The sequence below is a fragment of the Paenibacillus sp. MY03 genome (genome assembly GCF_002165585.1).
GTDB lineage: Bacteria > Bacillota > Bacilli > Paenibacillales > Paenibacillaceae > Pristimantibacillus > Pristimantibacillus agaridevorans.
This window is the reverse complement of sequence record NZ_MXQD01000019.1, coordinates 1-13,309: the sequence shown is the minus strand read 5'-3', so window position 1 is coordinate 13,309 and position 13,309 is coordinate 1. Positions and strand designations below refer to the sequence as shown.

Genomic DNA, 13,309 nt, shown 5'->3' with positions numbered 1-13,309 from the left:
TGGATTAAACCCACCACATCTCGCCCAGCGGTTCGCGGATGAGGACTTGCTGCAGGTTGGCGACGGCTTTCGTGAAGCCCTCGTCTACGGACATCAGGCCGTCTTCGTGCTCGATGCTGACGACGTAGTCGTAGCCCACGAGGCGAAGCGCGCTGATGATATCCGCCCATACTTTAAGGTCATGACCGAAGCCGACTGTACGGAACTGCCATGCGCGGTCGAGCATAAGCGAATACGACTGCATGTCCGTTACGCCATGACGGTTCACGTTGATTGGATCGATCGTCGTGTCCTTCGCATGGAAGTGATGGATCGCGCCGGCGCGGCCAAGAATATGGACGGCCTGTACCGGATCGATGCCCTGCCACCACATATGGCTTGGGTCAAGGTTAGCGCCGATCGCGTTGCCTGCCGCTTCGCGAAGACGAAGCAAGGTAGCCGGGCTGTGAACGGAGAAGCCGCCATGCAGCTCCAGGCCGATCTTTACGCCGGCTTTTTCGGCGATACCGCCGATTTCGGACCAGTAAGGAATAACTTTCTCTTCCCACTGCCACTTCAGGATATCCTGGAAGTCGTTTGGCCAAGGAGCAACCGGCCAGTTCGGATATTTGGCATCCTCATGGTCGCCCGGGCAGCCGGAGAATGTATTTACCACTTCAACTTCCAGACGGTTCGCAAGCTCGATCGTTTTGCGGATGACGGCGTCGTCCGGAGCGGCAAGCGCCTTTTGCGGGTGAAGCGGATTGGCATGGCAGCTGAGTGCGCTGATCATCAGACCGCGTGATTCGACTGCTTGTTTAAACGCTTTCAGCTTTCCTGCATCTGCAAGCAGTGTGTCCGGATCGCAATGCGCATTGCCGGGATATCCGCCCGTGCCGATCTCGATCGCGTCGAGACCTTTCGAGGCGATGTAGTCGAGTGCTTCTTCGAATGGCTTCTGAGCGAACAGTACGCTGAATACGCCTAATTTCATCCTTCATATACCTCCCGAATCCAGTAGATGGATTGTTTTCATAACCGCCATTAGTATACCACTTTCCTTGCGGATAGACATGTGGGAAATTGCATTTTAGACAAAATCGCATAATAAATAGGCAAAAGAGGAACGAGCTTGGCGCAGTTGGCAGTAATGTACGCTGGAATACGACCTCATCGTTTGATAAACTAGGGGAAGCGAATACGAGAGAGAAGCTATAATGAGAAACGCGTGAAGAGTCTTTAAGTGCGAGTTCAAAAAGTTCGATGACTTTTTGAACAACCTCTTTTTGGCCGCGCCGAGAGGAATTTGGTACACATGTTGACAACGCAATTAACAAGATCGGATATAGAACTGCTGGCTCCGGCCGGCGATTGGGAATGCATGCGGGCGGCGGTAGCGAACGGAGCCGACGCGATCTTTTTCGGAGTGGAGAAGTTTAACGCGCGTGCCCGCGCCAACAACTTTCGCAGCGAGGAGCTGCCAGAGATTATGGCCTTTCTCCATACGTATGGGGTAAAGGGTTTCCTTACCTTTAACATCCTTGTGTTCGAGGATGAGCTTAGAGATGCGCAGAAGCTGATCGAGATGTGTATCGACGCAGGCGTGGATGCGGTTATCGTGCAGGATTTGGGACTCGTCAAGCTCATTCGCGAGCTTTCGCCTGACTTTCCGATTCATGGCTCGACGCAGATGACCATCACTTCGCCAGAGGCGGTGGAATTTACGAAGCCGTTTGATCTGGAACGAGTGGTGCTGGGTCGGGAGAACAACTTGAAGCAGATCAAAAAGATCGGTGAACAGGCCAAGCTGCCGATGGAAGTATTCGTGCACGGAGCGCTCTGCGTATCTTACTCCGGACAGTGCCTGACTTCGGAGATGTGGGGCGGTCGTTCCGCGAACCGTGGCGAATGCGCGCAGGCGTGCCGCTTGCCCTACGATCTCATGGTGGATGGAGAGCATAAGCCGATGGGCGATATCGCCTATCTGCTGTCGCCGAAGGATCTTGCGGCAATCGATCTCGTGCCGGAGCTGATCGAGGCGGGCGTTACATCGTTCAAGATTGAGGGCCGCCTCAAGAGTCCGGAATATGTAGCCAACGTCGTCAGCAAATACCGGAAGGCGATCGACAACTACTTCGACGGCAATATGGAGAAACCGTCCAAGGAGGACGTTCGAGAGCTGCAGCAAAGCTTCTCGCGCGGATTCACGCATGGCTTCCTGGACGGCACGAACAACAAGCAGCTCGTCGAAGGGACATTCCCTAAGAGCCGGGGCGTATATCTCGGGCGCGTGGAACGGATCATGCGAGACGCGGTGACGGTTCGTCTGGAAGCTCCGCTCAAGCGCGGCGACGGCATCGTATTCGATGCCGGCGATCCCACGAAGAAGGAAGAAGGCGGGCGCGTTTACGACGTCAGGCGCCAAGGCGTAAAGCTGGAGGCAGAAGCTGCCGAAGGAACGCTTATCGAGATCGTGCCGGGACGCAACGACGTAGATTTGCGCAAGGTTCATGTGGGGGATCGGGTCTGGAAGACCAGCGATCCCGCGCTCGACAAGCGGCTGCGCGCCACGTTCGAGACGGATAAGCCGTATCGCGTTTTCCCGCTGCACGTGCGCGTAACGGGAGCGCTTGGCGAGCCGCTTCGCACGTTCTGGACGGATGTACAGAAAGGAACGACCGTTGAAGTTGCCTCCGAGCTGATGCTGGAGCAAGCGCAGAAGCGTCCCATGGATGCGGCGCTGCTCGAGGATCAATTGGGCCGGCTGGGCGGAACGGTCTTCCAACTGGACGAGTTGGAGGTTTATCTGCAGGGAGACCTGATCGTGCCGGTGCGTGAGCTCAACCGGATGCGCCGCGAAGCGGTGGAGCTTCTGGCGGGAGAACGGCCGAAGCCTCCGGTATACGTCAAGCATACGGTTGATGCGTTCGCCGACGCGACCAGCAACGCTGCGGCGCGTCGGGATGCCGTTCGCAGCGGCAAGTCGGCCAGACTGACGGCGTTGTGTCGCAGCCTGGAGCAAGTGGAAGCGGCGATTGAGGCGAATGTCTCGTACATTTATGCCGACTTCGAATTCATTAAGCAGTTCCCGGCTGCCGTGGAAGCTGCCCGCCGCGCGGGCGTGCCGATCGCGCTCGCGACTCCGCGTATTCATATGCCCGGGGAGAACGGCTATCATGCCAATATTCTGAAGCTGAAGCCGGACGCCGTCCTTGTACGCAACACGGGCGCTCTCTATTACTATTTGAAGGCGAAGATGGAGCGTCCGGACGCTCCGTTCCCTAAGCTGATCTGCGATTTCTCGCTGAACGTGGCGAATCACAAAGCCGTAAACCTGTTCGCGGAAGCGGGCGTCGATCTCATCACGCCTTCTTATGACCTCAATATCCAGCAGATGGTCGACCTGTTGGAGCGTTCCGACACGTCGAAGCTGGAGGTCGTCATCCATCAGCATCTGCCCATGTTCCATACGGAGCATTGCGTTTATTGCACCTTCATGAGCGAAGGCACGGACTTCACGAACTGCGGACGTCCATGCGAGGAGCATCGCGCTTCCTTGCAGGACCGGATCGGCATGTCCCACCCCGTCCGCGTCGACGAAGGCTGCCGCAACACGGTGTACAACGCCATCGAGCAGTCCGGGGCGGAGTACATCCGCAACTTCCTGGAGCTAGGCGTGGACCACTTCCGCGTAGAGTTCCTGGAAGAGACGGGCGACAAAGTCGGCGAGGTGCTCTCGCTCTACCGCGACGCGCTGGACGGCCGCATAAGCGGCACGCAAGTATGGCGCAGTCTGAAAGCGACAAACCAGTTGGGCGTGACGCGCGGACAGTTGGTGAAATAGAGTCGTAATGATACGGGGCTGTCCCAAAATGTTCGAATGACAGGAAACGTTCCAATTTATGCGCAAAAGGACCTCGAATTCCACTGTAAAGTGGGGAATGAGGTCCTTTTTCCTTGAAAAATCCGACTTGACGCAGGGCTCGAATAATCACAAATTGGCCTATTCCATGCAACCTATAGGCATGTTGACCGCATCGTATACTGTAGAGAGGTGCGGCAGGCGATATTTATCCTGCTAAATGATGAATGAGATGAAGAATTAACGCATGTAACGGATCGGTAAGGCAGGTGACAGGATGGACGGGGAACGGCAATGGATCGAACAGTTAAAGAGAGGCGACGAGGCCGCATTGGCATGGTTGATGGAGCGTTACGGCAACGATGTGGTTCGAACGGCTTCATTGCTGCTGAAAGACCGACATTTGGCGGAGGATGTAAGCCAAGAGACCTTTCTGACCGCATTCCGGAAAGCGGATCAATATCGGGGGGACGGTTCATTGAAGGGATGGCTGCTCCGGATTGCCATCAATTTATGCAGAAGCAGAATGCGGCGAGCGTCGTGGCAGCGGCTTTTTTTGCGGGAACGAATGGATTTGGTGCAAGATGCCGATGACTGGCCAGAGTCCTCTGGCAGCGAGGAACCTGGCTCCGCCAATTGGCTTAACAAAATGACCTTGCGTGAGGAAATCGGAAGATTGCCGATGCTCTATCGGGAAGTTATCGTCCTTTATTATTTTCATGAGATGCAAATTACAGAGATTGCGGATGTGTTGCAAGAGTCGGAGGGTACTGTAAAGAGCAAGCTGCATAGGGCAAGAAAAAAGCTGAAGCAGCAATTGGAAGAAGGAGGCTGGGAGTATGAATCAAGCTGGGGAGGATAAGAAGCTCCAAGAGCAGCTTCGCGAGGAGATGGAACCGGTGAAGTTCAGCGAGGAGATGCAAGCAGATGTTCTGAGGCGCGCCCATGCGAAGAGTCTATCTTGGTGGAATCGGGAAATCCGGATTCCGGCGCCAGTTGCCGCTGCTGTGCTTCTTCTCCTTATCGCAATACCCCTGTATGGCTGGCAGCAAGCCCACTCCATGCAAGCGAATATGGCGGCGGATACGTTAGGGAAGGGTGCTGAGCAAGAAGAACGGATCATTGTATCGACCGCTGGCGTATTTTATGCTTCGCAATTGGAAGGGGAGGATCGTTAATGCGGCTAAGGGTAAGAACGCTGGCGGGTATGCTGGTGACGCTGCTGCTACTGGGGTGGTTCGGCTATAAAGAGCTTCCGTCTTTTTTGTACCATCAGGGTTATTATCAGGCGTTGCTGCAATGGTTCCCGAACGATAACTACGCGAGGCCCGCAATTAATCGGCTTGCCATGGACATTGCGAATCAGACGGGAAGAGGCGAGAGCGATTATATTTTTGTCAAATCATCCGGGGGCGCATCATCCAGCGGTACTGGCAATACGAAGCTGGACCTTCAGGAGCGTGCCGACGTGATCGATAAGCTGGAGAAGCTGCTCGCACAATATGGGCATACGGAGCAGATGACGAATGTTTCCTACAATCTGGCTTTGATGCATTTTTGGATGGGCAATTGGGATCGGGCAGAGAGCTTGCTGCACGAGATGGATAGGATGGGAGGCGCGGAGTGGATATCCAGGGAGGAGCAGAAGGCGTATCTGGCTATTCTGGAGTCGAGACATGCGCAAGAAGGGAAGGCGTCTTTGGGAGGCGTTGTCCGTATTGGCGATGAGCCTGTTCCAAATGCATTCGTCATGCTGCAGAGAACCGATGATTCTACGTATTATTCGCCTCCGCTAACCCATTACCCGGCAACGATGACGGATGAAAACGGACGATATCGGTTTTATGGAATAGATTCCGGCGAATACGATGTAGCGGTTGGGGTACGGACGGAGCAAATTAGCGGGTATTATATGACGGAGTCCGAGTCGAAGTCGGTTGTTATTGACGGTGTGGCGACAGAGGAGCATGATGTGCTATTTGTGCCGCAAGTGATGGCGGTATCCCCGGGGCGCAAGGAGCTCATTGAAGGAGATGAACTGCGGCTTCGGTGGAAGCCTTATGAGGGAGCGGTTTATTACAAGCTCAACATCTCTTATCTATACCGTGACCGGAACGGCAAGTACACAGGCGCTGCAACAACCGCATTATCGGATCAAAAATATACAGGTCAAGAAGCCACGTTTTCTATTAGCGAGCGCAATCGCAACTATAATATGTATGGAAAGAGCTACGGGCAAGATGGAGAGGTGGCGCTAAATACGGCCGGACTGCTGGGCATGCTCTATCCGGGAGGGGAGTTCGCGTGGTCGGTTGACGCTTACGACGAGCATGACCGCAAGCTGTCGAGCTCTGCGGGATACTTCCTGCATGAAGACGCCATTACGCCGATCTTTCGAATAGCGGACAATGGGTTGACGGAGGGAGACCGTCTCGTGATCGCCGCGCGGTATGAGGAAGCGATCGCGGCATATACGCTGGAAGGGAACGATGACCATGCGCTTCGTGTGTTGGCGAGATTAGCGGATCAAGGCATCGGCAAGGAAGACGGCAATCCTGCAGAAGCGCTTGCCTATATGGAACGCATTCAAGAGCCGGGGGAGTCGGATAAGGAATTTATAAATTTGCTGCGCGAACGCATTGACAAGAAGCGGGTTTGACAGACACCACGCCCTGACTTAGCATAGAGAAATACGGCTGTAATGTACAAGAAGCGAGGCGTACAAATAGATGAAAGAAGAATGGTTTGGAAAGTGGCGACATACCTTCAAGCTTGATCCCGACAAGACGATATCGGATGAAGCGCTCGACGCGATCTGCACATCGGGCACAGATGCAATAATAATCGGAGGTTCTAGCGGTGTTACCTTTGAGAATACCGTTGATTTAATGTCGCGCGTTCGCCGTTATGAGTTGGATTGCGCGTTGGAGGTATCCACCATGGATGGAGCGGTTCCGGGTTTTGACGGTTATTTCGTGCCCATCGTGCTGAATACGGATCGCTCGGAGTGGATACTCGGCAACCAAATCGAAGGGTTGAAGGAGTACGGGACGTTTGTGCCGTGGGAGGAGACTGCGGCGCAGGGCTATATTATATTGAACGAGAATGCTACAGCTGCCAAGCTGACGGGCGCCAAGACGGAGCTTGAGGTTGATGAGCTGATTGCTCATATTCGAATGGGGGTACAGTTGATGAGATTGCCCCTCATCTATATCGAATACAGCGGCCGATTCGGCGACATGGAGCTGCTGCGAAGCGCGCGTCGGGCGATCGGCTCGGCCCGATTATTTTACGGCGGCGGAATCGATAGTCCTGAGAAAGCGCGCCTGGCGGGAGAGCATGCGCATACGGTCGTTGTGGGCAATATTGTGTACAGCGATCTGGCTGCAGCTTTGTCGACGGTGGCGGCGGTGTATAAATAGGCCGTTGGAGGCGTCCCTGCGGCAGCGGTCCGACTATAATAGAATAGTAGTCAACGAGGCTGGTCAGGAGTGAGAAGATGAAAGCGGTCATCGCAAGCTGCGCGAGGGGGCGGAAGGGCAAGCTTTCGGATCTCAAGAGCGGGGGCAAGTGCAAGCAAGGGAGGAAGAGGCGCCTGCTGTCGGCGCATCCTTATTATTATTACGCCCTGGGAGACGGGGAACGGAGAATGTTCACGCCACGCGAGGCCATGCCGGGATATGACAGCCGCATCCCCGATCCGACCCGCGTCTCGTTAACGAACGTATTCGTAGACGGCATGCTGCAATCGCCGGAAGTATATGCGGTGTACCCCGGCATGCTTCTTTTCGTGTCGGATCAGCCGCCGCCCGAGGGCTCGCGCATTATTGCCCAATTTATCGTCATTAAAGGTTAATGCAACAAAGAACAACACCCTGCAGCCCGTGAGCTGGAGGGTGTTGTTTGTTACTCGTCAGGAATACGTCGTCACAACCTGGAAAATCGTAAATACGACGCGTGCCTCGGAAGGAATCGTAGCTGCCGTTGCGGAAGTCAGCTCCAGCACAGCATCGGTAACGCTTGTGACCAAACCTTCCTCCTGCAATTGTCCGTCTACGATTAACTGGTAGGCGTATTCTGTGCCAGCCGGAGGCGTGCTTATATCGACCGCGAATGTCGTAACCGTCGCGCCCGTATCGTCCAGCCATGTTTCGACCGCGGGACCGATGTCGGTCGCCGTAGCCGCAGGCAGGCTGATGCCGCCGACAGGGGCGATCATGAAGTAGTTCAGAACGTCGTAGGCGACCGCAACCGTGAATGCGCGGGGAAGAATCAAGCTAGCCATAATAATCACCTCCTCTACTCACTAATAGATGCTAGAGTCCACTCTATTGAAACGGACATTCGCGTGCGTCCGGATGCCCGGATTCATAGGGCTTCCTTCCTTTCAAAAAAGTGCAAATTGACAGTATGGGATGCGTTGTCTAAACTGAGAATAGGCGAACAAAATGGCGAACAAAGGAGTACAATCATGTTTAATTCCATCGGCATCGAACAGGCGGTGCAGAAGCTGAATCCGCCGCAGCGCGAAGCGGTTCTCGCGACCGACGGCCCTTTGCTCATCATGGCCGGAGCGGGCAGCGGCAAGACGAGGGTGTTGACGCACCGCATCGCTTATTTGATCGAGAAAAAAAGAGTAGCGCCGTGGAGCATTCTGGCGATAACGTTCACAAATAAAGCGGCAAGGGAAATGCAGGAGCGGGTCGGAGCGCTGGTCGGTCCATCGGGCAGGGATATTTGGGTATCGACGTTCCACTCCATGTGCGTGCGTATTTTGCGCAAGGATATTGACCGGATCGGCTTTACGTCCAACTTCTCCATTCTGGACTCTTCGGACCAGCTTTCCGTTATCCGCAACTGCATGAAGGATCTTAATATCGATACGAAAAAGGTCGAGCCGAAAGCCGTTCAAGCCTCGATTGGCAACGCGAAGAACGAGCTGGTGACGCCGGAGCAGCTGGAACGGAAAATCGGAGACTACTTCGACGAAATAGTGGCCAAAGTATATGCGATGTACCAGAAGCGGCTGCGGAGCAACAACTCTCTTGATTTCGACGATCTCATCATGATGACGATCCGGCTGTTCAAGGAAATGCCGGAGGTGCTGGAATTTTACCAGAACAAGTTCCGGTACATTCACGTCGACGAGTATCAGGATACGAACCGGGCGCAATACATGCTCTGCCGGATGCTGGCGGACAAGCATCACAACATCTGCGTGGTAGGCGACAGCGACCAGTCCATCTACCGTTGGCGCGGCGCCGACATTACGAACATTCTCAATTTCGAAGGCGACTATCCCGAAGCCCGGACGATTATGCTGGAGCAGAACTATCGTTCGACGGGCAATATTCTGGATGCGGCCAACGCGGTGATCAACCTCAATACGGGCCGGAAGCCGAAGAAGCTGTGGACGGAGCAGGGACCCGGCGATCTGATCTCGCTCTACCAGGCGGACTCGGAGCATGACGAAGGGTACTACGTAACGGGCGAGATTCGCAAAAATGTCAACAAAGGACGTCGCTTCTCCAATCATGCCATCCTTTATCGGACGAACGCCCAGTCCCGGGTGATCGAGGAAATTCTGATCAAGTCGGACATTCCTTATCAGATCGTCGGCGGGATTAAGTTCTACGACAGGAAGGAAATCAAGGACTTGCTGGCCTATCTGCGCCTTATGTCCAATCCGGACGACGATATCAGCCTGACGCGCATCATTAACGTGCCGAAGCGGGGTATTGGAGACACCACGGTGGGCAAGCTGGAAGAAGAGGCCGCTCGGCGCGGCGTGTCGATCTACCGGGTGCTCGGCGATCTCGGCGACGTCGAGGTGAACGGCCGGACGAGGGCGCTGTTGGGCGAGTTCTACGGACTTATCTATAATTTGACGGCGATGGTCGATTATTTGACGGTGACGGAGCTGACGGAGAAGGTGCTGGAGCTGTCCCAGTACAAGATAGAGCTTCAGCGCGAAAATACGTTGGAATCCAAAGCTCGCATCGAGAATATCGAGGAATTCCTTTCCGTTACGATGGACTTCGAGGAACGCAACGAAGACAAGTCACTCGTCGCGTTCCTGACCGATCTGGCGCTGATTGCGGATATCGACTCCATGGGCAAGGATGCGGAAGAAGAGAAGAAGGACGACGACGCCGTCGTGCTCATGACGATGCATAGCGCCAAGGGACTGGAATTCCCGATCGTGTTTATCATCGGCATGGAGGAGACCGTCTTCCCGCATAGCCGGGCGCTCGTCGACAACGAGGAGCTCGAGGAAGAACGCCGTCTCGCATACGTAGGCATTACGCGAGCCGAGCAACGGCTCTATCTAACCTGCGCCCGCATGAGGACGCTGTTCGGCCGCACGAACATGAACATGCCTTCGCGCTTCCTGGGCGAAATCCCGGACAACCTGAAGCAAGGCGCGTCCACCGCCATCGGAGGCAGCGGAGGTAGCGGCGGCTTCGGCGGCGGAGGCGGCTACGCCCGCACGCCGGGACGAATCGGCGGCGGCGCTTCGCCAGCCGCCGCTGCAGGAACGCGCTCCCCCGGCTTCGGCGCGGGGAGCGGCAGGGCCGCCGCGGGCGGAAGCGGCGGAGGTGGCGGCGTGCGCGTCACCACCTCGCTGGATGCCGCCCGCGCGGCCAAAAACGCGGCGGCAGCCGGCAGCGCCTCTGCCGCTGCAAGCTCCGCCACCTCAGGCGGCGGCGGAGACTTCGCGGCCGGCGACCGCGTCGCCCACGGCAAGTGGGGCGAGGGCACCATCGTCGCCGTCAAAGGGACGGGCAACGATATGGAGCTGCAAGTCGCGTTCCCGGCGCCGGTCGGCATCAAGCGGCTGCTTGCGGGTTTCGCGCCGATCAAGAAGGTATAGCCCGGGCTACAAGAAAGCTAAGTTCGCCAATTTGGAGGAGGTTCGGCTCGTGAACGTTGGTTCGGCACGGATGCAAGAGCTTGTCGCGCTCATTGCAGAGCATAATTATCAATATTATACGTTGGACAATCCCGTCATTAATGACGCGGATTACGACAAGCTGTACGATGAGCTGGTTGCGCTGGAGGCGGCGGAAGGTTTCGTGCTGCCCGAGTCGCCGACGCTTCGCGTGGGCGGCGAACTGCTCAAGGGTTTTGATCCGCATCGCCACCGCGCCCGCTTATGGAGTCTTGACAAGGCGCAGGACAACGAAGATCTGCTTTCCTGGCATGCTCGCGTGCAGAAGGCCGTAGCGGACTATAACGCAAAAAATCCGGATGTCGAGCCGTTGCCGCAGCCAAGTTATGTCATCGAGCTGAAGTTCGACGGCTTGACGCTGAACCTGACCTACGAGAACGGTAGCTTGGTGCAGGCATCTACGCGAGGCAACGGCACGGTAGGCGAGGGCATTCTGCCGCAGGTACGGACGATCCGTTCCATTCCGCTTCACATTCCGTTCAAGGAAGGCATCCTGGAGGTGCAGGGCGAGGGGATCATGGGACTGTCCGTGCTTGCCAAATATAACGAAACCGCGGCCGAGCCGCTCAAAAATGCGCGAAACGCCGCAGCCGGGGCGCTTCGCAACCTTAATCCCGCGGTGACGGCGGAGCGGAAGCTGGACGCTTTTATCTATAATATCGGCTACGCGGAGGGCGTGTCCTTTAAGGATCATCTGGAGCTGCAGCAATTCCTTATCGCCAATCGTTTTAAGGTGAATCCGTACGTGAAGTACGTCAGCACGATCGAAGAGGTGCAGGCCGAGCTGGCGGCCATCGCGGAGAGACGACTCACGTTCGACTTCCTGATCGACGGAGCGGTCGTAAAGCTGACGGATATGCGGACGCGAGAGGCGCTCGGTTATACGGACAAATTCCCGCGCTGGGCGGTTGCGTTCAAGTTCGAAGCGGAAGAGACGACGACGATTCTCGAATCGGTGTCCTGGGAAGTAGGCCGCACGGGCAAAATCACGCCGGTTGCCCGGGTCGAAGCCGTCGAGTTGGCAGGCGTGACGGTGCAGAACTGTACGCTCAACAATATCGGCGATATCGAACGCAAAAATTTGAAAAACGCTTTGGGCACGCTTGTGTCCATTCGCCGCTCCAACGACGTCATTCCGGAGATTCTGGGCAAAGCGGACGACGAGCCCGGCGGGGAAATCGTGTTCCCGATCGTTTGTCCGTCCTGCGGGACGGAGCTGGAGCAGCGCGGCGCGCATCTGTTCTGCAACAACAACCTGGGCTGCCGTCCGCAGATTATCGGCCGCATCACGCATTTCGCGTCGCGCGACGCGATGGATATCGAGTCGTTTAGCATCATGACGGCGGAGCAGCTGTACGCGGATTGCGAGGTGCGCGACCCAGCGGACCTTTATGCGCTTGGTTTCGACGATCTCATCAAGCTGGAGCGGTTCGGAGAGAAGAAGGCGCTCAAGCTTCTGGAGGCGCTGGAGAAGTCGAAGAGCCGCGACTTGGCGGCCTTCCTGTTCGCGCTTGGCATTCCCAATACGGGGAAAGCCACGACCAAAATGCTCGCTGACCATTACCGCAGCCTGGACGCTATTATGGCCGCGACGGCGGAGGAACTGGTAGGGCTGCCTGACATCGGCGGCATCGTGGCGGAAAGCATCGTCGGCTTCTTCGGCAATCCGATCTATGCGGAGAGCATCGCCAGATTGCGCGCATATGGCGTTAAGGCCGAGGCGGAGCAGCCACCGGCCGTTCGCGCCGATAGCGTGTTCAGCGGCAAGACGGTCGTACTGACCGGCACCTTGCCTACGATGACGAGGGATGAAGCGGCAAGGAGGCTGGAGGCCTGCGGTGCGAAAATATCCGGCAGCGTCTCAAAGAAAACGGATTTCGTTGTTGCGGGTGACAGTGCGGGGAGCAAGCTGACCAAGGCGCGCGACCTTGGCGTAACCGTCATTGATGATGAGGCGGAGCTGCTGCGTTTGCTGGGTGACGAATAGGGCAAGTGCCGCGTGGTACTCGAAAAGGCCGCTTCACCATGCGTAGGCGTTAACAACGCTTCTGGAACTCAAGAAGCAGAAAAAAAGAGTTGTCGCTGAGTCCGGTATTTATGGAAGAATAGACCGACCTTTCCTTTGGGGGGCGGAAACAGGAACGATCCGCAGCGGATGCGGGTCGTTTTTTTCTTTGTGTAAGAAAATACAAGTTGTAATTCCAATTTGCACGTGGTATATTACTACTTGTCGCTTCTGAGGACAGGGTGTTCAAACAAACGGATCACAATAAAATGTGAAAATAATGCTTGACACAGGAAACAGAAGCTGATAAGATGTGTACTTGTCACGGCAAACGCCTGACGGTAAACAAGTTCTTTGAAAACTGAACAAATGGATCACGTCAAATCCAAACAATAGCAATACAAGCTAGTAACGTAATGAGCAAGTCAAACACCTTAATGGAGAGTTTGATCCTGGCTCAGGACGAACGCTGGCGGCGTGCCTAATACATGCAAGTCGAGCGGAGTTGATG

Annotated in this window: 10 protein-coding genes and 1 rRNA gene; 9 read left to right on the top strand and 2 right to left on the bottom strand. The window is 55.7% G+C overall.

Translation table 11 applies throughout. From position 1 onward, the window contains the following. Positions 1-4: 4 nt before the first annotated feature. Positions 5-973 carry a sugar phosphate isomerase/epimerase family protein gene (locus tag B1748_RS18295; protein WP_087569384.1) on the bottom strand — a complete coding sequence of 323 codons (969 nt, stop codon included), beginning with the start codon at positions 971-973 and terminating at the stop codon, positions 5-7. Between the two features lie 321 nt (positions 974-1,294). Between B1748_RS18295 and B1748_RS18290 the strand changes: the two genes are divergently transcribed. From B1748_RS18290 to B1748_RS18265, 6 genes are all read left to right on the top strand, one after another. Then, positions 1,295-3,823, top strand: coding sequence for a U32 family peptidase (locus B1748_RS18290; RefSeq protein WP_087569383.1), 2,529 nt, complete (start codon positions 1,295-1,297; stop codon positions 3,821-3,823). A gap of 295 nt (positions 3,824-4,118) precedes the next feature. Then, entirely contained in the window at positions 4,119-4,703 is a 585-nt protein-coding gene (locus B1748_RS18285) for an RNA polymerase sigma factor (RefSeq protein WP_087569382.1), read from the top strand. Continuing rightward, a complete protein-coding gene (locus tag B1748_RS18280) occupies positions 4,681-5,019 on the top strand; it encodes a hypothetical protein (RefSeq protein WP_087569381.1) in 339 nt (112 codons plus the stop codon). Before B1748_RS18285 ends, B1748_RS18280 begins: the two co-directional genes overlap by 23 nt. Then, positions 5,019-6,500, top strand: coding sequence for a carboxypeptidase-like regulatory domain-containing protein (locus B1748_RS18275; RefSeq protein WP_087569380.1), 1,482 nt, complete (start codon positions 5,019-5,021; stop codon positions 6,498-6,500). Before B1748_RS18280 ends, B1748_RS18275 begins: the two co-directional genes overlap by 1 nt. A 70-nt stretch (positions 6,501-6,570) precedes the next feature. Then, positions 6,571-7,263 (top strand): heptaprenylglyceryl phosphate synthase, encoded by a 693-nt coding sequence (gene pcrB, locus B1748_RS18270; protein ID WP_087569379.1) that lies wholly within the window; start codon positions 6,571-6,573, stop codon positions 7,261-7,263. A 77-nt stretch (positions 7,264-7,340) separates the two neighbouring features. Next, the gene (locus tag B1748_RS18265; RefSeq protein WP_087569378.1) at positions 7,341-7,697 is read left to right on the top strand and encodes a DUF4183 domain-containing protein; all 357 of its coding nucleotides are present in this window, start codon (positions 7,341-7,343) and stop codon (positions 7,695-7,697) included. Positions 7,698-7,754: 57 nt separating this feature from the next. On the opposite strand, the gene B1748_RS18260 is transcribed toward B1748_RS18265, so the two are convergent. Then, the gene (locus tag B1748_RS18260; protein WP_087569377.1) at positions 7,755-8,126 is read right to left on the bottom strand and encodes a hypothetical protein; all 372 of its coding nucleotides are present in this window, start codon (positions 8,124-8,126) and stop codon (positions 7,755-7,757) included. 186 nt (positions 8,127-8,312) lie between these two features. Between B1748_RS18260 and pcrA the strand changes: the two genes are divergently transcribed. The 3 genes from pcrA to B1748_RS18245 all read left to right on the top strand — a co-directional run. Next, a complete protein-coding gene (gene pcrA / locus B1748_RS18255; protein ID WP_087569376.1) occupies positions 8,313-10,715 on the top strand; it encodes a DNA helicase PcrA in 2,403 nt (800 codons plus the stop codon). Between the two features lie 70 nt (positions 10,716-10,785). Next, positions 10,786-12,780, top strand: coding sequence for an NAD-dependent DNA ligase LigA (gene ligA, locus B1748_RS18250; protein ID WP_087569389.1), 1,995 nt, complete (start codon positions 10,786-10,788; stop codon positions 12,778-12,780). A 452-nt stretch (positions 12,781-13,232) separates the two neighbouring features. After that, positions 13,233-13,309: ribosomal RNA gene (locus tag B1748_RS18245) — 16S ribosomal RNA — on the top strand; the annotation flags it as partial.